The sequence below is a fragment of the Staphylococcus marylandisciuri genome (assembly GCF_025519785.1).
Lineage (GTDB): Bacteria > Bacillota > Bacilli > Staphylococcales > Staphylococcaceae > Staphylococcus > Staphylococcus marylandisciuri.
Map to the genome: position 1 here is coordinate 32,516 of NZ_JAOPKZ010000012.1, position 20,297 is coordinate 52,812.

Genomic DNA, 20,297 nt, shown 5'->3' on the forward strand with positions numbered 1-20,297 from the left:
AATCGCAAAGAAAAAGATGCGCTCAAAAGCTAGAAGAGGATTAGGTTGGATTGTAATGAATATCATCGTCGACAGCAACACTATAACAATCATATTTATAGATTATTACTATAAATTAAAAAGCAGCCTAATGAGAAATCTCATAAGACTGCAGTTAGTCACATGTATCAATCAACTATTAAAAACAATTCATTGCTTAATAACAGGGAGCGGGATAGAAATCTAATTTGAATGAAAAGATTTCTGTCCCGCTCCCATTTATTAATATTATTGCATATTAGCAACACGGATTCTATTGTTAGCACGTTTCAAGGCACGTTTCGCTCTATAGATATCGCTACTATCATCTTCACTACTCAAATGAGATTCTGCTCTTGATTTAGCTAATTCTGCTCTAGCTACATCTATTTCAGTTGCAGGTTCTGCAGTTTGAACTATGATAGACAATCGATCTTGTCTAATTTCTACAAATCCTTCACTGACTGCAATGTATTCTGAACCATTTTCAAAGTTAACTTTGACGTGGCCAATATTAAGTGCGGCAACTGTAGGGATATGTCCATACATGACACCCATTTCACCAGCTGTTGTCTTTAAGACAGCAAGTTTAACATCTTCACGTTCATAAACAGAACCATTAGGAGTGACTACATTTAGGCTTAACGCATTCATCATCCATACCTCCTAATATATTAAACTTCAACACCCATGTCTTTTGCTTTTTCAAGTACATCTTCCATTCCACCAACAAGACGGAAAGCATCCTCAGGAATGTGATCATATTTACCAGCAAGAATATCTTTAAAGTCTTCTACTGTTTTCTTAACAGGTACGTATGAACCTTTTTGTCCTGTAAATTGTTCTGCGACGTGGAAGTTTTGAGATAAGAAGAATTGAATACGACGTGCGCGTTCAACTGTTTTCTTATCTTCCTCAGATAATTCATCCATACCTAAAATAGCTATGATATCTTGTAATTCACGATATTTTTGCAATGTAGATTGCACGCCACGAGCTACTTCATAATGTTCTTCACCAACAACACCTGGCTCTAAGGCTCTTGAAGTAGAAGCAAGTGGATCAACAGCTGGATAAATACCCATTTCTGTTAATTTACGCTCTAAGTTAGTTGTTGAGTCTAAGTGTGCGAATACTGTAGCTGGCGCTGGGTCTGTATAGTCATCGGCTGGTACGAATACCGCTTGAATCGAAGTTACAGAACCTTTAGTTGTAGATGTAATTCTCTCTTGTAATTGACCCATTTCTGTTGCTAATGTTGGTTGGTAACCTACAGCCGATGGCATACGGCCTAATAACGCTGAAACTTCAGAACCAGCTTGAGTAAATCTGAAGATATTATCGATAAAGAGCAGAACATCTTGGCCCTCTTCATCACGGAAATATTCAGCCATAGTTAAGCCAGATAATGCTACTCTCATACGCGCGCCCGGCGGTTCATTCATTTGGCCAAAGACCATAGCTGTTTTGCTAATTACACCGCTGTCGCTCATTTCATAGTATAAATCATTACCTTCACGTGTACGTTCACCTACACCAGCGAATACTGAAATACCACCATGTTCTTGTGCGATGTTATTAATCAATTCTTGAATTAAAACTGTCTTACCTACTCCGGCACCACCGAATAATCCAATCTTACCACCTTTGATATAAGGCGCTAATAGATCTACAACTTTAATACCTGTTTCTAAAATCTCAACTTTAGTTGAAAGCTGATCAAATGCAGGTGCTTCTCTATGGATTGGATCACGGCGAGCTGAGCTATCAATCTCACCGTTCAAGTCAATAGGTTCACCTAAGACGTTGAAGACACGTCCTAAGGTCTTCTCGCCTACTGGTACACTAATACTTTGACCACTGTCAGTTACTTCAGCACCACGTTTGACGCCGTCAGTAGAGTCCATAGCGATAGTACGAACAACATCATCGCCTAATTGTAACGCTACTTCAAGGGCAAGCTTATGTGTACCGTCTTCTCTTTCAACATTAAGGAAAAGCGCGTTATTAATGTTAGGCACTTCATTATGTTCGAATCGAACATCTATGACAGGACCCATAATTTGTGTGACACGGCCTACTCCCATTCTGTATTCCTCCTTTAGTTTTATTCAAATGCAGTTGCGCCACCAACAATCTCTGTAATTTGTTGAGTAATGGCTGCTTGACGTGCGCGGTTATATTCTAGTGATAAATCATCAATAAGTTCGCTCGCATTATCAGATGCATTTTTCATAGCTGTCATACGTGCAGCATGTTCACTTGCTTTAGCATCTAGAATGGTACCGTAGATTAAGCTCTCTACATACTGAGGTAAAATAACATTCAGTATAGAAGCTTTATCTGGTTCGAATTCATAAGAAGACATTTGTCCATGTCCTAGACTAGAATCTTCTGGAGATAATGGAAGAACTTTTTTCTTACTTGGCTTGTTTTCTAAGATACTAACAAAATGACTAAAGAATATCTCTAATTCATCAATTTCCTCATCACTAAATAAATCAACTGACTTAGTAGCAATAGCTTGGATATCTTTAAATGTAGGTTGATCAGGTATTTCCGTCATGACAGAACGAATCGTATAACCTCTATTTTTCAAGAAATCAATACCTGTTTGACCAATAACAAGTAGTTCATATTCATCTTGACTACTATGTTTCTCATTAAGTGTGTTAACAAGATTTTTAAGAATGTTAGCATTATAAGCACCTGCTAGACCCTTATCACTTGTAATAACTAAATATCCACTCTTCTTAACTTCACGCTCTTCAAGCATAGGATGAGAGGCTTGCTTATTAGCGCCTGCTACAGCGGTAATCGCGTCTTGCATCTTATCCATATAAGGTTTGAATTGCTTGGTATTTTTTTCTGCTCGACGGAGTTTAGCATTCGAAACCATGTTCATTGCTTGAGTGATTTGCTTCATTTTTTTCGTTGATTTAATACGAGTATCTATTTCCTTAAGAGATGCCATTATCTCACCACCTTTATCTTCTAAATGTTAATTATTCTGAAACACTGAAGCTTCGTTTGAATTCATTTATAGCTTGTTCAAATTTAGCATCCTCAGGTAATGCTCCTGATGTTCTGATTTCATTTAAAAGGTCACTTGCATTTACTTTAGCCCACTCGTTAAATTCACTTTCGAAACGAGTGATATCTTCTGTTGGAATATCATCTAAATAACCTTTCGTTAACGTGTAGATAATTAACACTTGATGTTCAACAGGCAGTGGTTTGTTTTGATCTTGTTTAAGTACTTCTACTGTACGCTTACCTCGTTCGAGTTTACTAGCTGTAAATTCATCTAAATCAGAACCAAATTGAGCAAATGATTCTAATTCACGGAATGAAGCGAGATCGAGTCTTAAAGTACCTGCTACTTTTTTCATTGCTTTAATTTGAGCTGAACCACCAACACGTGATACAGATTGACCAGCGTTAATCGCAGGTCTTACACCTGAGAAGAATAAATCAGATTGTAAGAAGATTTGTCCATCTGTAATTGAGATAACGTTAGTTGGTACGTATGCCGAAATATCTCCGGCTTGAGTTTCGATGATTGGTAAGGCAGTAATAGAACCTCCACCTAACTCATCATTCAACTTAGCAGCACGTTCAAGTAATCTACTATGTAGGTAGAATACATCACCTGGATAAGCTTCACGACCAGGCGGACGACGTAAAAGTAAAGATAGCTCACGATACGCTGATGCTTGTTTAGTTAAGTCATCATAAACTATGAGTACATCTTTGCCTTGGAACATAAATTCTTCACCCATAGTAACACCAGCATATGGCGCAATATATAACATTGGTGACGGTTCAGAGGCAGAAGCTGAGACGATTATTGTGTAATCTAACGCTCCAGCTTGGCGTAGTTTCTCAACATTAGCACGAACAGTCGATTCTTTTTGACCGATAGCTACATAAATACAAATTGTATCTTGGTCATGTTGGTTAAGAATAGTATCAATTGCAATTGTTGTCTTACCAGTTTGACGGTCACCAATTATTAATTCACGTTGTCCTTTACCAATTGGCACGAGAGCATCAATTGCCTTAATACCTGTTTGTAATGGCTCATCTACTGATTTACGATCCATTACACCCGTAGCTTTCTTTTCAACGGGACGCGTTTTGTCTGTATGGATTGGACCTTGACCATCTATTGGTTGTCCCAATGGATTAACAACACGGCCGATGAGTTCGTCACCTACTGGTACCTCCATAATTCTACCAGTACGTTTAACTTCATCGCCTTCACTTATATCATCATATGGCCCTAAAATAACGACACCGACATTAGATTCTTCTAAGTTTTGAGCTAAACCTAGTACGCCGCTTTTGAATTCTACAAGCTCACCAGCCATGACATCGTTTAAACCGTGGATGAGTGCGATACCATCACCAATTTGTAGTACGGTACCGACATCAGTCACCGACATTTCCGACTCATAATTCTCAATTTGTGAGCGTAATAAAGCACTGATTTCTTCAGCTTTAATGGCCATCTATGTCACTCCTTCTTCTATAAATTAATTCACTCTAATAAATTGCTTTTCTAAATTTCTTAGGTCATTTTGAACACTTGCATCCATTACTTTAGTGTTAACTGTAGCTCTAATACCGCCTATAAGAGAAGGGTTAACTTTATTTGTAACGATGAGGTGATCTAAATGAGTCTGTTGTTTAATGACTTCTGATAAGCGTTCGATTTCATCTTCAGATAATTCATAAACTGACTCAATTACTGCAAAATCTTGATTTTTATGTTGGTTATATAAAGCTTGAAATGCTTCAAATACATCTGATATATAACTTAGATGACGGTTGTCAGCTAAAATGTAAAGCATATTCTTAATGTATACATTAACTGCTCCGTAGACATCTGAGACGAAACTACGTCGTTGTTGTACATCTTTAGCAGGATCTTCATCTAAATCTCTTAGTGCATTTATATAAGGCACTGTAGCTTCATGGATAACAGAGAATTCTTCGTAGAGATCGTCAAGCAGACGGTATCCAGTCGCTACATCAAATAAGGCTTTAGCATATTTCTGAGGTATTTTCGCCATTATTTATCCCCTGCCTCTTTAATATACTTTTCAACTAGTGCTTTTTGATCTTGTTCAGATATTTCCTTATGAAGCACTTTAGAAGCTATAAGTACTGACAATTCAGAGACCTGATTGTTTATATCTGCTAATGCACGCTCTTTTTCACTATTAATTTCATTTTGTGCAGTTTCTATCATGCCGTTAGCACGAACGTTAGCTTCATGAATGATCTCTTCTTGTTGCTTACGCGCTTGGACTTTTGCATCCTCAATAATTTTATGCACTTCTGCTTGAGTTTCTTTTAAAGTTTGTTCATTTTTCTCTTCTAATTGCTTAGCACGCGCTTTGGCTTCTTCAGCATCATCGATATCTTTATTGATATCTCGTTCACGCTGATCCATGACTTCTTTCAATGGACCCCAAGCAAATTTCTTAAGTAAGAGAAGCAGTATTATAAAAGTAAGTAGAGTTACAGCAACTGTCCCCCACTGTGGAACATTCGCTGCCCCAGCTACAAAGTTGTTAGTAATCGCCGTCACTTCCCCAGTACACTCCTTTCATTCGTATTAGCCGTAATGCAATTAAACAAAAATGAATGGCGAAAGTCGATTGACTTCGCCTGTACAGTAAATGTAATTATCTAGACATTACGATGAATGAAATTACAAGACCGAGGATAGGCAATGCCTCAACTAGACCGATACCGATGAACATAATTGACATTAATTGTCCACGTGCTTCTGGTTGACGAGCTACACCTTCTACTGTTCTTGATACAATAAGACCGTTACCTATACCTGCACCTAATGCTGATAAACCGATTGCGATTGCTGCTGCTATTAAATTCATACTATTAAATCCTCCTAATTATAAATAAAATTCTTATTAATGATCACTTTGTACTTTGTGAGACATGTATACCATTGCAAGCATAAGAAAAATATATGCTTGGATTGTACCGACAAAGATAGAGAATCCTTGCCATAAAATAAGACCAGGTAAACCTATAATCCAACCCCAAGCAGGTTGTTGGAATATTAAGGCTGAAAGCAAACCTAGTAATAGTTCGCCGGCAAATATATTACCGTACAAACGCAACCCTAATGTTAAGGTAGATGTAAACTCCTCGAATAAGTTGATGATTATAAGAGGCCACATGGGTTTAGCATAATCAGCCATATATCTAGCGCCACCTTTAACTTTAACACCGTAGAAATGTGTGAGTAAGACGACCAAAGTCGATAAAGTTAAAGTGACTGTTGGATCAGCTGTAGGTGATTTCCACCATAAATTATTATTCTTAGAAGCGATACTCATTGGTAGTCCCAGCATATTTCCAATAAATATAAACATGATTAGCGTCACAGCTAAGAAGTGGAAGCGTCCGCCGTTCTTCCAAGCCATGTTGCTTTCAATAACGCCTCTTACAAAGTCAAACACCCATTCGATAAAGTTCTGCTTGCCTGTGGGACGTTTCTTCAGATTTCGAGTACATATGATTGCGATAATAAAAACAATAAGCGCGGTGACTACCATCATTAAAATGGAAGATAAATCGAAAATGATGTCGAATCCGAAGAGTTTCCATGTGACAAGAGGATGACCGTGTTCCATAAACTCACCTCTTTCTAATAATACTATTTTGTAAGATAGAAAGGTCTAAATATAGTTAACAGATATGAAATAATTAGACCGATGACTACACCAAAAATATTAATGTGATCTTTAAAAAGGAACCATATAACACAGACTACAAACACTGTTAAATATCTCCATATGCTGCCCGTTGAAATATGTATAGAGTCTTTACTCTTGCTACGTGCAAGGTAATATTCAAATATGAATGTGTTGATCAGTGAGCCTGTGAGACCTAATATCAAGCCTAATATAAATGGTGAGTTTGTGAAAAAAAGCACAATACCCAGTACAATAATAGCATACAGGTAGTATTGAATAAATTGTTGAAAAATGACGTAGAAACGTTTCAATTTTTGAAGCCTCTTTCCTCTCGAAAAAATCCGTATTGAAAACCGTTCCACTCACATAGTTTTAATAATAATATAGGGGGAAAAATGTGTCAATTCCATTATAATTTTTCTCTTTATCAAAAATTAATAGTCATTAATTTGTCACATCTCCCCACTATTTCTATGAGGAAAATGGGCGCGGTTTTGAATTTGTCAATCCAAAGTAGTACTTAATATGACCAACAATTCTTGAAGAAGCAAGTCCATCGCCGTAAGGGTTATTAGCTTTTGCCATCGATTGATAGGCATCTTCATGATCAATAAGCTTGCTTAACTCTTCTACTATATAATTTTTGGCAGTTCCTACTATTTTTAGCGTGCCAGCTTCAACCCCTTCAGGTCTTTCAGTGGTATCTCTTAATACAAGTACCGGTTTTCCTAAGGAAGGCATTTCTTCTTGGACTCCGCCAGAATCTGTTAATATCAAGTAGGCTTGATTTGCAAAGTTATGGAAATCAGCTACCTCTAGCGGTTCTATGAGTTCAATACGTTCATGATGAGACAAATAGTGCTGCGCTAATTCTCTCACCTTAGGATTTTTATGTACAGGGTAAACAATAGTGATATCTTTATACTGATCTGCTATTTCTCTTACAGCTTCAAAGATATTTGCCATGGGTTCTCCGATATTCTCTCTACGATGCGCCGTGAGTAGAATAACCTTTTGCCCCGAATGTTTCGTGATGACTTCGGACTGATAGTTATCGCTAAGTGTATAATTCATAGCATCAATGGCCGTATTACCTGTAATGACGATGCTCTCTTTAGGCTTATTCTCTTCTACCAGATTCTCCGCAGCCTTCTGCGTTGGCGCAAAGTTAATATCAGCCATTACTCCAACCATTTGTCGATTCATCTCCTCAGGAAATGGCGAGTGTTTATCCCATGTTCTCAGCCCTGCTTCTACATGTCCTATTGGTATCTCTTTATAGAGTGCTGCTAAACTGCCCGCAAAGGTAGACATCGTGTCTCCATGGACCAACACCATATCTGGTTGCGCTTCATCGAATACTTTATCGAGTTGTGATAGTATGTTTGCAGTTATTTCTGATAATGATTGGTTAGGTTTCATGATGTTTAAATCATAGTCCGGCGTGAGTTTAAAGGTTTGCAAGACAGAATCTAGCATCTCTCGATGTTGTGCAGTAACCACAACGATAGGATCGAGCTCTTCGTCATTTTTTAATGCGCGAATAAGTGGTGCCATTTTCACCGCTTCAGGACGTGTACCAAATACAGTCATTATCCTCTTCATTCTTGCCACTCCTAAGCTATCTATTTAGTTCCAAACAATCTGTCCCCAGCATCTCCAAGACCGGGAATAATATAGGCATTGTCATCTAGTTTCTCGTCAAGAGCGGCTATGAAAATGTTGACATCGTCATGTGCTTCTTTAAGTTTATTCACACCCTCTGGGGCCGCTATGAGGCACATGAAGCGTATATGCTTCGCACCTCTCTTTTTAAGAGAGTTAATCGCCTCGATTGCGGATGAACCTGTAGCTAACATAGGATCGACCACAATAATTTCTCTCTCTTCGATATCTTGAGGCAATTTGACGAAATATTCTACCGCTTCTAACGTCTCTGGATCACGATATAGTCCGACGTGCCCGACACGTGCTGCAGGAACTAAATTGAGAATACCTTGTGTCATTCCTAAGCCTGCTCGAAGGATAGGTACAAAGGCAAGTTTCTTTCCAGATAAGCGCTTGGCTTTAGCTTTCGTTACCGGCGTGTTAATCTCAACCTCTTGTAACTCTAAATCTCGCGTGACTTCGTAAGCCATAAGCATGCCCACTTCATCTACAAGCTCTCTAAATTCTTTTGTACCTGTACGTGAATCGCGAATATAGCTTAGTTTATGTTGAATAAGTGGATGATCAAATACGTGAACGTTGCCCATTATTTCTTTCCTCCGTTATTAATTATATAAAGGGTATTGAGCTGTTAAAGTTCGCACTCTTTCTTTCCCTTCTTGTAGCACTTCAGCATTGTCATGGTCTTTTAACACATAACTTATAATTCGACCTACTTCTCTAAATGCATCTTCATCAAAGCCTCTAGTCGTTGCAGCTGGCGTACCTAGTCTTAAACCACTTGTGACGAAGGCTTTTTCCTGGTCAAAAGGAATAGTGTTCTTATTGCAAGTAATACCAATTTCATCTAACACTTCTTCTGCTTGCTTACCTGTGAGACCAAGTGAGCCCTTAATATCAACACATACAAGATGGTTATCTGTACCTTTCGAAACGATACGACAGCCTTCATCTTGTAGTGTCTCCGCCAAGGCTTGAGCATTCTTAATAACTTGTTGTTGATAAGCTTTAAATTCAGGTTGCAGTGCCTCGCCTAAAGCAACGGCCTTCGCTGCAATCACATGTTCAAGAGGACCACCTTGAATACCAGGGAAGATAGTTTTGTTAATTTCTTTCTTGTATTCTTCTTTGCATAGTATCATACCACCGCGAGGACCTCTTAATGTTTTATGCGTGGTTGTAGTAACAAAGTCAGCATACTCAACGGGGTTTGAATGCAGTCCCGCAGCAACTAGGCCAGCGATATGCGCCATATCAACCATCAGTTTTGCTCCAACTTCATCAGCTATTTCTTTAAATCTCTTGAAATCAATTTCTCGAGAATAAGCTGATGCACCTGCTACTATGAGTTTCGGTTGATGTTGTTTAGCAATTTTCAACACTTCATCGTAATCGATGCGTTCTGTTTCTTTATCAACACCATACTCTACAAAATTATAGAATTGCCCACTAAAGTTTACTGGCGCTCCATGTGTCAAATGACCACCTTGACTCAGATTCATACCTAATACAGTATCTCCATGTTCTAAAGCAACAAGATAAACAGCCATATTAGCTTGAGAGCCTGAGTGAGGTTGGACATTGACATGTTCAGCACCGAACAATTTTTTAGCTCGATCGATAGCTAACTGTTCGGAGACATCAACATAGCCACAACCTCCATAATATCTACGACCAGGATAGCCTTCAGCATACTTATTCGTTAATACAGAACCCTGTGCTTCCATTACCGCTTCAGATACAAAGTTCTCAGAAGCAATCAATTCAATATTGTTATTTTGTCGATTAAATTCATTTTGAATCACATCGTAGATTTCCTTGTCTTGTTCTTTGATAAATGACATAAGATAACCCCTTTTCTGTATCAGTTATATTTTGCTCGTTCGCCACCGATTTTTTTAGGTCGAGAAGAAGCTATCGTAACTATCGCTTCACCTATTTGCTTTATAGCCGTTCTGACCGGAATTGCCACGTGTGAAATATGCATACCAATGAGCGTTTGACCTATGTCGATACCCTTCGGCACCTGAATTCTCTCGACAACCAAAGGATCCTCCATATGTTGGTAGGCATAGGTAGCTAAACTTCCGCCAGCATGTACATCCGGTACAACCGTCACCTCTTCCATAGTAAGAGGATTGAAATCACGACGTTCTATAGTGATAGCCCGATTAATATGTTCACAACCTTGGAACACAAAGTGTACACCTGTTTCTTTTTCTATCTTCTTTAAAGCATCATAGATTTCCTTGGCAATATCCATGGAACCTACCGTTCCGATTTGGTGACCGATAACTTCGGAAGTAGAACACCCAACAATACATAACTCATCAGCATTAAAAAAGCTTTGAGATTTTAAATCTTCTAAGAGTAAATCTAATGTTTTCATACTCCCACCTCAATTGTTTAAACACATTTAAATAGTAGCGAACTTTAAAGATAAATCCGATAGCCTTAAGCTATACATCTATTATTATAACTTATTTAGACAGTGACTTATACTATTATCATAAACCTTCCCTACTTTTATAATCGATTAGTTGAGCATTACTTTGAGCTTTACAATAGCTTGTTTAAGCTGATTAAAGGTTTCAAGATAGATCTGTGAATCACCACCGATAGGATCGGCTATTTCTCCATTGATATTTACGAACTCGTTCAAAGTATAAACATTCGCTTTACCACTATAGTTATTCAGAATCAGCTGTTTATGTGCTGCTGTCATAGTAAAGATATAATCCGCTTCCAAATCAGATTGCTGTAGTGGCTGCGCAAACGTAGGTATGGGTAAACCCATCTGCTCAAGAAGCGATTTGCTATGATGTGAGATAGGGTCACCCTCCATAGCAAACAATCCTCTAGATTCGATACGATGCTCAGGTAGATAATATGAACCTAAACTTTCTGCCATCGGACTTCTACATGTATTGCCTGTACAAACAAATATTATTCTCATAAATGATCACCTGTGACTATATCGTAGTTAGCAGCTTTCAACAGTCGATTCATAAATGCTTCTGCTGCTATTTCTTTATCGAAACCATAAACATAAGCGCGGTAGTAATTATCATTAGTATCTAGGTGATGTAATATTTGATACAAACGCTGATTTGCTGTTTTAATATCAGTTTCATCTTCGCACAAACTGATAAAATGACTCGATTCAGGAAGATAATCACGCAGAGAATCAGGCACTGCGAAAACTACATCTGACCACTTTTCAGCGTCTTTAACTTTACGATTAAGTTGCGTTATTACCGTGACAGGAGTATCTGGAGCATAATGTTTATATTTCATCCCCGGTGCAATAGGTTGACCGTTCTTCATTTGACTTTCTCCTCTAATACTGTTCGGTATGATAGCTTCAATCATAGTGCGAGTAATCGCTCCCGGGCGGGCTATATAATAAGGGAAACTCGTACAATCTAACACCGTGCTCTCTAAACCCTCTTCACTTCGATCGCCGTTAACTATACCTTCCACGCGACCATTGAGATCTTCATAGGCATGTTCAAATTGCGTCGGTGAAGGACGTCCACTCAAATTAGCGCTTGGTGCAGCAATGGGCAAGTCAACATGCTCTAAGATTCTTCTTCCGACATTATGGCTAGGCATACGAACCGCGATAGAATCCAATCCCCCTGATACTCGCTCACATAGATAGCCTTTTTGAAGTGGTAAAATAAATGAAATAGGACCAGGCCAAAATGCCTCCATTAATCTCTCGACCTTTTCAGGAAGGTTTGAAACGATATCCTTTAATTGCTTTGTGTTATGAATATGTACTATGAGCGGGTTATCAGATGGGCGTCCCTTTGCCTCGTATATTTTTTGGGTCGCCACATCACTTAGCGCATTGCCCCCTAATCCATATACTGTTTCTGTAGGAATAACTATTAAACCATCCTCCTGCAGAATAGATTTAATCTCTTCTAATTCTTGAGGGGCGATTTGCTCTCTCATGTCCCAAATTCGAGTATCCATTTCGCTACCTCCTTTCTATATTCACTGTAAAATTTGATACTATCGATTAACATGATAGTGATCCATACCAAACTATTCGCCATACCATCGAAAAGAAAGTATTCTAGGATTTCCATTAATATCCTGTTGCACTTCAGCTTGAATGCCAGGGTACATCGCTTCAATATACGCTTTAAGTAGTTCTCCTTGTCGATAACCTATTTCAAATGTCACTACTGCATTGGCATTGAGCACATATGGCAAGTCTTTGATAATCCTTTTATAAATAGCTAATCCTTCTTGCTCTGCAAATAATGCACTGTGAGGCTCAAAGCGATATACTGACTTATCCATTACACCTATTTCTCCCTTACCTATGTAAGGTGGATTTGAAATTAAGCCATCTACTTTAATACCTCGTTCTATTAAGGGCTTTAACGCGTCCCCTTTAAACAATTTAAAGCTTGTTTGATGGTGGTGCGCATTTTCTTCTGCTACTTTAAGAGCTGCGTCAGAAATATCAGTAGCTATAACCTCTAAAGAAGGTAAAGCTTTTTTTAGCGTCACTGGTATGACACCGCTTCCTGTACCCACATCTACGACAAGGTCCTCTTCTTCTAACTGCTGTAGAAAGTACATCGTCACCTCTTCTGTTTCAGCTCTAGGTATTAAACAATCTGGTGTTACCTTAAATCGCTCACCGTAAAACATTTGAAAGCCAACGATATACTGTATAGGCTCACCTGCTAATAGTCTGCGTAGCGCTTCGCTGAATTTATCTTCGTCTTCAAGTGACATCTCTTGTCGACCATTTAACACAAGATCTAGACGGGACCAATTGAATAAATCAAGAAAGAGCCACTCAACTCGAGTGGCTTCAATTCCTTCTATTTCTGCTTGACGTTTAGCACGCTCAATTACGTCGTTATAACTCGCCATCATTTAACGCTTTCAATTTGTCAGTTTGTTCTGAAACAGTGAGTGCATCGATAATTTCGTCTAGTTTCCCTTCCATAATTTGGTCTAGCTTCTGAATAGTTAAACCTATACGGTGGTCTGTCACACGATTCTGAGGATAGTTGTAAGTTCTAATTCTTTCAGATCGATCTCCCGTACCGACAGCTGATTTTCTCTCTGAAGCATATTTTTCTTCTTCTTCTTGAACTTTCATATCATAAACACGTGCCTTCAATACTTTCATCGCTTTTTCACGGTTTTTAATTTGAGATTTCTCATCTTGTGAAGTGACTACTGTACCTGTAGGAGTATGAGTAATACGCACAGCAGAATCAGTCGTGTTAACGTGCTGTCCACCTGCGCCGCTTGAACGATAAGTATCTATCTTAATGTCTTCATTACGTATTTCTACCTCAACGTCTTCCGCTTCAGGTAAGACAGCAACGGTAGCTGTAGAAGTGTGAATACGGCCGCCCGACTCTGTTTCAGGAACTCGTTGTACACGATGAGCACCGTTTTCATATTTAAGCTTAGAATAAGCACCTTGACCTTGAATCATAAAGCTTACTTCTTTATAACCACCATGGTCACTCGCATTCATTTCTACAACATCCGTTTTATATCCTAAAGTCTCACTGTAGCGAGAATACATGCGTAATAGATCACCAGCGAAAATGGCCGCTTCATCTCCACCTGCCGCTGCACGTATCTCTACAATAACGTTCTTATCATCGTTAGGATCTTTAGGAATGAGTAAGAACTTCAGTTCTTCCTCTAGCTCAGGAACACGCCCTTTAAGCTCGTTAGCTTCTTCTTTCAACATATCTACTTCGTCTTTATCTTTAGTCTCTTTAAGCATGTCGTCAATATCAGCTAAATCCTCTTTAACTTGTTTATAGTCACGATAAACATCTACAGTTTTTTGCAAATCTGCTTGTTCCTTAGAATAAGAACGAAGTTTTTCAGAATCATTGACTACTTCAGGATCACTAAGTAATTCATTGAGTTGTTCATATCTCTCTTCAACAATATCTAATTGATCAAACACTTATTCTTCCTCCTTATCTTTGTCACTAGGTGCAACAATATGATGGGCGCGACAACGAGGCTCATAGCTCTCATTAGCTCCTACTAAGATGACTGGATCGTCTGCTTTAGCAGGTTGTCCATCTATTAAGCGTTGTGTTCTACTTGATGAAGCACCACATATTGCACAGACAGCCTGTAATTTAGTAACAATTTCACTAACGGCCAATAATTTAGGCATAGGCTCGAAAGGCTGACCACGAAAGTCCATATCTAATCCAGCTGTTACAACTCTATGTCCTCTTTCTGCTAGCTGTTCAGCTATATGTACAATTTCACTATCAAAGAACTGAACTTCATCTATTCCAATTACGTCTACTTGGGACAAATCATATTTAAGTATTTCAGCTGCTGTCGATATATTAATCGCCTCAATCGCATTACCATTATGAGAAACAATCTTGTCTTTTTCATAGCGATCATCTATGGCGGGCTTGAAAACGATGACTTTTTGTTTCGCATATAAACCACGACGTAAACGACGTATGAGTTCTTCAGATTTTCCACTAAACATGCTTCCGGTAATACACTCTATCCAACCAGAGTGATAAGTTTCATACATGATGTGATCCACCTTTTTTAAAAACATAATCGTCTCATTATATCATATTTTATAATTTAGATTTACCTTTAAAATACTTTTTTTTCTTCATTATGTATGAGTAGTGGGAACGCTACGATCGTCGAGCATCATCTTTCGCGTATTAGAAAAAGGGAGCGGGACAGAAATCTAATTTGAATAAAAAGATTTCGTAGTCCCGCCCCGGCAAGGAGGACTAGAATTGAAAAAGCTTGATACAAGCGCATTTTCAAATCAGCCATCTACTGCCAAGATGCTGAAAGAGGCTGAGACATTACATTATGTCCCAGCCTCTTTAAATAAATAATTAAGAATTGTTTGATTTGAAACCAAATTTCTTGTTGAAACGTTCCACACGACCGTCTGCTGCAGCGAATTTTTGACGACCAGTGTAGAATGGATGAGAATCAGAAGATACGTCTAAACGAATAACTGGGTATTCATTGCCATCTTCCCATTTCATCGTTTCTGAAGATGTTTTAGTTGAACCACTTAAGAATTTGTAATCAGTTGTAGTATCTAAAAAGATAACTTTGTGGTATTCCGGATGAATTCCTTGTTTCATTATTTTCAGCTCCTTTGCCCTGAACCATCTGGAACAGAGTTATTTGTGAGTTTTACTCAATACTAAGTCATTATAAGTGTTACACTCTTAAAACGCAACCCCCCTAACTAACTTTGAGGTGCGCTTAAAGAGTCAAGGTAGGAGTATCGACAGTAAACATTCCCCTTGGACATCTAACGTTGTCACTCGAGATCTCAAGCCGCTTGGTCTAATGAACGATAGCATTAAACGCTTTACAAATTTTACTTAGTTAGATGATAGGCTTTCCTGTTTTAGTACTTTCTTTGGCTGCTTCTTGAAGCTGTACGAAAAATTCATGATTATTATCCGTGCGTTTCAACTTGCGAATAAAGCGCTCAGTGAAATCGAATGAATCAGTAAACATATTGCGTAACTGCCATAAAGATTCAAGCTCTTTCTGTGAAATGAGTAACTCTTCTTTACGCGTTGAACTTCGACCGATATCAATAGCTGGGAAGACGCGTCGTTCTGCTAACTTACGGTCCAAGTGCAGTTCCATATTACCTGTACCTTTAAACTCTTCATATATCATGTCATCCATACGCGAGCCAGTATCGACTAAAGCGGTTGCGAGTATGGTCATACTGCCACCTGCTTCAATGTTTCTAGCTGCTCCAAAGAAAGCTTTAGGCTTATGGAGCGAGGCAGGATCCAATCCTCCTGATAATGTTCTACCACTAGGCGGAATTACGAGGTTATAAGCGCGAGCTAAACGCGTAATTGAATCCATCAGTATGATGACATCTTTACCAATCTCAACTAAACGCTTGGCTCTTTCTAAGAGAAGTTCTGCTACTTTGACATGGTGTTGAGGGGGTTCATCAAATGTGGAATGAACAACCTCAGCAGTTTCTACGGAACGCTCAATATCTGTTACCTCTTCAGGCCTCTCCCCTATGAGAAGAATAAACAGTTCTGCATCAGGTTTATTTACAGCTATTGCGTTAGCGATTTCCTTTAATAAAGAGGTCTTACCTGCTTTCGGGGGCGCTACAATAAGACCGCGTTGCCCGAGACCTATCGGAGTAATGAGATCCATGATACGTGTAGAATAATTTGTACGCGAAGTTTCTAAGAGAATTCGTTCTTCTGGATAAAGAGGAGTAAGTGCTTGGAAATGAGGACGTTTCTTAACTTCTTCTGCATTTTCATCATTGACAAAGTCTACTTGTAATAAACCATAGTATTTCTCGTTATCTTTAGGTTTACGAACTTTACCTGTAACTTTGTCACCACGTTTAATTTCAAAGCGTCTAATTTGGCTCGCTGAGATATAGATATCCTTTTCACCCTTAGAATAGTTAACTGTACGTAAGAAACCATAGCCATCAGGTTGAATATCATCTAATATCCCTTCCATATAGTAGTTACCATCTTTTTCCATTTGAGCTTCCATAATAGCAAGAACTAATTCTTTTTTATTCAATTTACTATAATTTGTTAATTTAAGTGATTTAGCTTTTTGAGTGAGATCTTTAGTAGTGTAGTTTTTGTAAAATTCGTGGAACGATTCGTATTGAGGAGAAGTACGTTCTTTCTCAGGCATTATTTTACACCCATTTCATTAAATTTTAATAACAAGATTGATTTCAGTTTGATATTTTAAGATATCATGTATATTCGTGCAAATACGCACGCTTGCAAATAATTTATATAAAAGAATTCTAGAAATTTCATACAATGAGATATGTAAAGGTTAAAAATATTGCCAACTTACCGTAACCTTCGTAAGTTCGCAATCAGCTTAAATATGTCGTTACTCAATCTTATTACCCTAATTACTATAGCAAAATTTACCCTTAATTACAAAAAGATTCTTGATCTTATATACAAATTATTAGCATCTGATTTAACAAAAAATCGGATGATAAAAGTGGGAGCGGGACAGAAATCTAATTTGAATAAAAAGATTTCTGTCCCGCTCCCAATATTAAACATAAGCGCATTATCCCTTAATTTTAAGTGGTCGTATACTTTTAATTATAGAGATAACTGCGCTCTTTTTGTATTAAAAAATAGGACCAGTTGGGTCGCCAGTCCTATTTAGTATAGACCCCTAATTAATAAGTATTATAATTTATTGTTTAATATAGTCAGTGATAAAGATAAAATAATCAAATACAAGGACAGTGACCCAAAGTACAACACTCTAATAAGTAAATTACTTTTACATTATTATTTTCAAAAGAATTATAATGTTAGCAACTTTAAAATACAAAGGACTAGATATAATAAACCATACATCAAAAATTCTAACATTCATTTTAATATATCTTACTCTAAAGATTTAATTGTTTTATCAGTTAATAATTCTGGTGTTGGAATTGATATAGAAAATATAGAGGTTTTCAACCATGATATAATAAAAAATTCTTTTCAATAAAAGAAGAAGAGTATATAAACTCTTTTTCCAATAATGAGAAGAAAATGCATGAATTTTTAAAATTATGGACGCAAAAGAAAGCTTTATTAAATGCATTCGTAAAGGGTTTTTATCATAATATACTTGATACTAATATGGTCTTTAACCAGCAAAAAATCAATGAAAAAATTATAATAATAACTCCTATTTTAAAACTGAGTTAGTTAAAAAGTCATTTGCTTTAAGCATTTGTTCTCAATATAATTTAAGCAATTTTAATATTACCGAAATAAGTTTAGAGGAGTTAATTGACTTTTTTATCTAAGTTCCAATTAATAATTAGTCCAGAATAAGCTAATCCACCTCCAAATCCAAATAGCATTATTTTTTGGTTATTTATTAACTTATTTTCTTGTGTTGCCAAGTTTATCGATAAAGGAATAGATGCTGAAGATGTATTTCCTGTCTTTCTAATACTTGTCAATAATTTGTTCTTATCTATATCCGCTCTTTCACAAATTGACTCCAACATTCTTAAGTTTGCACTATGAGGAATAAACCAGTCGATATCTCTAATATTTAAGTCACATGATTCGGATAGCTCTTTAATTTTTTTGGGTAATGTAGAAACAGCCCATTTATAAACTTCTCTTCCATTTTGTTTTATTAATCCGTTTTTATCAATTGGGGACCCATCTAAAATACTACCTATATTACTTGCATAAAGATTTTTTCCTTTAGATCCATTTGATCCATTAATAACTGAAATAAAGCTAGGATTTTCTTCATCTTTTTCAACTAAACATGCACCTGCGCCATCACCGAATAGAATACAGGTTGTTCGATCAGTATAATCTGTTATTTTCGAGAGGTTTTCTGTACCTATAACTAATATTTTTTTATTGACGCCAGAAGTAATTAAAGAGTTTGCCAAATACAATCCATAAGTAAAACCAGCACAAGCCGCGTTTATATCTATAGCTCCTGCGTTTTCAATACCTAGTTTATATTGTATGTACGATGAAACACTAGGAGTTTTAAAATCTGGTGTTAGAGTACATACAATAATAAAATCAACATCTTTTATATTTGAACCATATTTATTAGTTAAGTCAATTACAGCCCTATATGCTAAATCGCTAGTTTGTTCGTTTTTTTCGCTAATTCTTCTTTCCTTAATTCCTGTTCGTGAAACTATCCATTCATCATCTGTATCTACAATTTTTTCTAAGTCTTCATTTGTTAATACTGTCGATGGAATATAAGCTCCTTGAGCAGTAATTCTAGCTTTAGAATCCATTATAATCATCCTTTACTATAAGATTTTCAAAGTAATTCTCACCGTTTTTACATTTATAAAATCTTAATCTCAATTCTACCAAAATTTCAAATATATTTTAATATTAGTCATCATCTTACTTTCAATTGAAATAAAAATTCTGCTATAAAATCAATTTTACAATATATTAATACTGAAATAGAGCCCTTTTAATTACAGTTAGTTACCAAACAATCGACTCCAAAACCCCTTTTTAGATACTCCTTTCTTAACATTAAGATCAATTTTTATTTCTTTTGATGTTTTATTATCTTTCGATAATCTATCTTCTTTTATATTTTTATTCTTATTTTCTTCAAGAATGTCTTTATGTTGAAAATCTGGCTCTTTCTCTTTTTTCTGATATTGATCCATATTTACGGAATCAGATGTACATGGTGTTTTTTGTACATCAATATTTTTTCGATCGTTAGTAGATTTATCGAAGGAATCATTAAGCTGTCTCTCTTCCTCTGATTGATGTTCCAATTTTTGAATCTTTTTATTGCTTTCTAGAGCTAAGATTTGTAGGTTTTCAAGTGATTTTGATCTTTCCTGCAACTCTTTTCTGTAGAATTCAATTGTGGTTTCATGAAGACTTTCTTGTTTTTCAATTTGATCATTTAAAATATCAATCTGCTTCTTAAGAATTTCTACTATGTGAGTAACACTTTTGGATTCAATGTTACTATTGCCTGTATCTTTTTTTGCTTGTCTTCTGTAGTATTTTAAAAACCATATTTCTTTTTATTTTCATTGACTCTTTGAATGATTTTTTCTATATCAGTATTTTCTTTAATAAACGAAGTGTTTGCTTGTTTTATTGTTTCTATATTCAATCGCTTAATGTTATTAAAATTGTTTGCTTACTAACTCCTAATTCTTCACTTAAGATTTTTACACTTTTCACATCATCAACTCTTTATCAACCTTTGACGAGTTTCTACTTTCTCCTTTTATAAGTTTATTTATAATGCAATAATAGCCTTAACAAATTAAAAGCCCCAACTACTGGTAATAGT

General features: G+C 36.8%; 22 protein-coding genes and 2 pseudogenes. 2 read left to right on the forward strand and 22 right to left on the reverse strand.

Annotated features, from left to right (window positions below):
• Positions 1-10 precede the first annotated feature (10 nt).
• Positions 11-226: pseudogene (locus N9R04_RS11480) on the forward strand (IS110 family transposase); the annotation flags it as partial.
• A gap of 41 nt (positions 227-267) precedes the next feature.
• Here N9R04_RS11480 and N9R04_RS07870 read toward each other — a convergent pair.
• From N9R04_RS07870 to rho, 20 genes are all read right to left on the reverse strand, one after another.
• Positions 268-672, reverse strand: a complete 405-nt coding sequence (locus N9R04_RS07870; protein WP_262856200.1) for a F0F1 ATP synthase subunit epsilon — start codon at positions 670-672, stop codon at positions 268-270.
• A 20-nt stretch (positions 673-692) separates the two neighbouring features.
• On the reverse strand, positions 693-2,105 hold the full coding sequence (atpD, locus tag N9R04_RS07875; protein WP_262856202.1) for a F0F1 ATP synthase subunit beta: 1,413 nt from the start codon (positions 2,103-2,105) through the stop codon (positions 693-695).
• 20 nt (positions 2,106-2,125) lie between these two features.
• Positions 2,126-2,992, reverse strand: coding sequence for an ATP synthase F1 subunit gamma (gene atpG, locus N9R04_RS07880; RefSeq protein WP_262856203.1), 867 nt, complete (start codon positions 2,990-2,992; stop codon positions 2,126-2,128).
• A gap of 31 nt (positions 2,993-3,023) precedes the next feature.
• The gene (atpA, locus tag N9R04_RS07885; RefSeq protein WP_262856204.1) at positions 3,024-4,532 is read right to left on the reverse strand and encodes a F0F1 ATP synthase subunit alpha; all 1,509 of its coding nucleotides are present in this window, start codon (positions 4,530-4,532) and stop codon (positions 3,024-3,026) included.
• Between the two features lie 24 nt (positions 4,533-4,556).
• Complete coding sequence (locus N9R04_RS07890; protein ID WP_262856205.1) at positions 4,557-5,096, reverse strand: F0F1 ATP synthase subunit delta; 540 nt, start codon at positions 5,094-5,096, stop codon at positions 4,557-4,559.
• Positions 5,096-5,617: a F0F1 ATP synthase subunit B gene (locus N9R04_RS07895; RefSeq protein ID WP_262856206.1), complete on the reverse strand. Its 522-nt coding sequence runs from the start codon at positions 5,615-5,617 to the stop codon at positions 5,096-5,098. The genes N9R04_RS07890 and N9R04_RS07895 overlap by 1 nt, the downstream gene beginning before the upstream one ends.
• 97 nt (positions 5,618-5,714) lie before the next feature.
• A complete protein-coding gene (gene atpE / locus N9R04_RS07900) occupies positions 5,715-5,927 on the reverse strand; it encodes a F0F1 ATP synthase subunit C (RefSeq protein ID WP_002471666.1) in 213 nt (70 codons plus the stop codon).
• A 36-nt stretch (positions 5,928-5,963) separates the two neighbouring features.
• Positions 5,964-6,692: a F0F1 ATP synthase subunit A gene (atpB, locus tag N9R04_RS07905; protein ID WP_262856208.1), complete on the reverse strand. Its 729-nt coding sequence runs from the start codon at positions 6,690-6,692 to the stop codon at positions 5,964-5,966.
• A gap of 23 nt (positions 6,693-6,715) precedes the next feature.
• Complete coding sequence (locus tag N9R04_RS07910; protein ID WP_262856211.1) at positions 6,716-7,066, reverse strand: ATP synthase subunit I; 351 nt, start codon at positions 7,064-7,066, stop codon at positions 6,716-6,718.
• Between the two features lie 160 nt (positions 7,067-7,226).
• Positions 7,227-8,360, reverse strand: coding sequence for a non-hydrolyzing UDP-N-acetylglucosamine 2-epimerase (gene wecB / locus N9R04_RS07915; protein WP_262856212.1), 1,134 nt, complete (start codon positions 8,358-8,360; stop codon positions 7,227-7,229).
• 20 nt (positions 8,361-8,380) lie between these two features.
• Positions 8,381-9,010: a uracil phosphoribosyltransferase gene (gene upp / locus N9R04_RS07920; RefSeq protein ID WP_262856214.1), complete on the reverse strand. Its 630-nt coding sequence runs from the start codon at positions 9,008-9,010 to the stop codon at positions 8,381-8,383.
• 18 nt (positions 9,011-9,028) lie between these two features.
• Positions 9,029-10,267, reverse strand: a complete 1,239-nt coding sequence (glyA, locus tag N9R04_RS07925; protein WP_262856215.1) for a serine hydroxymethyltransferase — start codon at positions 10,265-10,267, stop codon at positions 9,029-9,031.
• 20 nt (positions 10,268-10,287) lie between these two features.
• Positions 10,288-10,812 (reverse strand): TIGR01440 family protein, encoded by a 525-nt coding sequence (locus tag N9R04_RS07930; protein ID WP_262856217.1) that lies wholly within the window; start codon positions 10,810-10,812, stop codon positions 10,288-10,290.
• 147 nt (positions 10,813-10,959) lie between these two features.
• Positions 10,960-11,379 carry a low molecular weight protein arginine phosphatase gene (locus N9R04_RS07935; protein ID WP_262856219.1) on the reverse strand — a complete coding sequence of 140 codons (420 nt, stop codon included), beginning with the start codon at positions 11,377-11,379 and terminating at the stop codon, positions 10,960-10,962.
• Entirely contained in the window at positions 11,376-12,407 is a 1,032-nt protein-coding gene (locus N9R04_RS07940) for an L-threonylcarbamoyladenylate synthase (protein ID WP_262856221.1), read from the reverse strand. Before N9R04_RS07940 ends, N9R04_RS07935 begins: the two co-directional genes overlap by 4 nt.
• A 72-nt stretch (positions 12,408-12,479) precedes the next feature.
• Positions 12,480-13,325 carry a peptide chain release factor N(5)-glutamine methyltransferase gene (gene prmC, locus N9R04_RS07945; protein ID WP_262856270.1) on the reverse strand — a complete coding sequence of 282 codons (846 nt, stop codon included), beginning with the start codon at positions 13,323-13,325 and terminating at the stop codon, positions 12,480-12,482.
• Positions 13,312-14,391 (reverse strand): peptide chain release factor 1, encoded by a 1,080-nt coding sequence (prfA, locus tag N9R04_RS07950; RefSeq protein WP_262856222.1) that lies wholly within the window; start codon positions 14,389-14,391, stop codon positions 13,312-13,314. The genes prmC and prfA overlap by 14 nt, the downstream gene beginning before the upstream one ends.
• Complete coding sequence (locus tag N9R04_RS07955; protein WP_262856223.1) at positions 14,392-14,991, reverse strand: thymidine kinase; 600 nt, start codon at positions 14,989-14,991, stop codon at positions 14,392-14,394.
• A 325-nt stretch (positions 14,992-15,316) separates the two neighbouring features.
• Positions 15,317-15,574, reverse strand: a complete 258-nt coding sequence (locus N9R04_RS07960; RefSeq protein ID WP_262856224.1) for a type B 50S ribosomal protein L31 — start codon at positions 15,572-15,574, stop codon at positions 15,317-15,319.
• Positions 15,575-15,824: 250 nt separating this feature from the next.
• Positions 15,825-17,141 carry a transcription termination factor Rho gene (gene rho / locus N9R04_RS07965; protein WP_262856225.1) on the reverse strand — a complete coding sequence of 439 codons (1,317 nt, stop codon included), beginning with the start codon at positions 17,139-17,141 and terminating at the stop codon, positions 15,825-15,827.
• A gap of 534 nt (positions 17,142-17,675) precedes the next feature.
• On the opposite strand from rho, the gene N9R04_RS11485 reads away from it, so the two are divergent.
• A complete protein-coding gene (locus N9R04_RS11485; protein ID WP_373316349.1) occupies positions 17,676-17,978 on the forward strand; it encodes a 4'-phosphopantetheinyl transferase family protein in 303 nt (100 codons plus the stop codon).
• A gap of 283 nt (positions 17,979-18,261) precedes the next feature.
• Here the strand turns inward: N9R04_RS11485 and N9R04_RS07970 are convergent, their stop codons facing one another.
• Complete coding sequence (locus tag N9R04_RS07970) at positions 18,262-19,257, reverse strand: ketoacyl-ACP synthase III (protein ID WP_262856227.1); 996 nt, start codon at positions 19,255-19,257, stop codon at positions 18,262-18,264.
• A gap of 335 nt (positions 19,258-19,592) precedes the next feature.
• Positions 19,593-20,185, reverse strand: a pseudogene (locus N9R04_RS07975) (DUF536 domain-containing protein); the annotation flags it as partial.
• Positions 20,186-20,297: the final 112 nt, after the last annotated feature.

Bases quoted from the DNA above. Each gene is read 5' to 3' on its own strand.
- N9R04_RS07890 (WP_262856205.1), bottom strand. From the start codon at position 5,096: ATGGCGAAAATACCTCAGAAATATGCTAAAGCCTTATTTGATGTAGCG.
- N9R04_RS07870 (WP_262856200.1), bottom strand. From the start codon at position 672: ATGAATGCGTTAAGCCTAAATGTAGTCACTCCTAATGGTTCTGTTTAT.
- atpG (WP_262856203.1), bottom strand. From the start codon at position 2,992: ATGGCATCTCTTAAGGAAATAGATACTCGTATTAAATCAACGAAAAAA.
- atpB (WP_262856208.1), bottom strand. From the start codon at position 6,692: ATGGAACACGGTCATCCTCTTGTCACATGGAAACTCTTCGGATTCGAC.
- atpA (WP_262856204.1), bottom strand. From the start codon at position 4,532: ATGGCCATTAAAGCTGAAGAAATCAGTGCTTTATTACGCTCACAAATT.
- N9R04_RS07970 (WP_262856227.1), bottom strand. From the start codon at position 19,257: ATGGATTCTAAAGCTAGAATTACTGCTCAAGGAGCTTATATTCCATCG.
- upp (WP_262856214.1), bottom strand. From the start codon at position 9,010: ATGGGCAACGTTCACGTATTTGATCATCCACTTATTCAACATAAACTA.
- N9R04_RS07960 (WP_262856224.1), bottom strand. From the start codon at position 15,574: ATGAAACAAGGAATTCATCCGGAATACCACAAAGTTATCTTTTTAGAT.
- N9R04_RS07930 (WP_262856217.1), bottom strand. From the start codon at position 10,812: ATGAAAACATTAGATTTACTCTTAGAAGATTTAAAATCTCAAAGCTTT.
- atpE (WP_002471666.1), bottom strand. From the start codon at position 5,927: ATGAATTTAATAGCAGCAGCAATCGCAATCGGTTTATCAGCATTAGGT.
- atpD (WP_262856202.1), bottom strand. From the start codon at position 2,105: ATGGGAGTAGGCCGTGTCACACAAATTATGGGTCCTGTCATAGATGTT.
- N9R04_RS07940 (WP_262856221.1), bottom strand. From the start codon at position 12,407: ATGGATACTCGAATTTGGGACATGAGAGAGCAAATCGCCCCTCAAGAA.
- N9R04_RS07955 (WP_262856223.1), bottom strand. From the start codon at position 14,991: ATGTATGAAACTTATCACTCTGGTTGGATAGAGTGTATTACCGGAAGC.
- N9R04_RS07935 (WP_262856219.1), bottom strand. From the start codon at position 11,379: ATGAGAATAATATTTGTTTGTACAGGCAATACATGTAGAAGTCCGATG.
- rho (WP_262856225.1), bottom strand. From the start codon at position 17,141: ATGCCTGAGAAAGAACGTACTTCTCCTCAATACGAATCGTTCCACGAA.
- wecB (WP_262856212.1), bottom strand. From the start codon at position 8,360: ATGAAGAGGATAATGACTGTATTTGGTACACGTCCTGAAGCGGTGAAA.
- glyA (WP_262856215.1), bottom strand. From the start codon at position 10,267: ATGTCATTTATCAAAGAACAAGACAAGGAAATCTACGATGTGATTCAA.
- prmC (WP_262856270.1), bottom strand. From the start codon at position 13,325: ATGGCGAGTTATAACGACGTAATTGAGCGTGCTAAACGTCAAGCAGAA.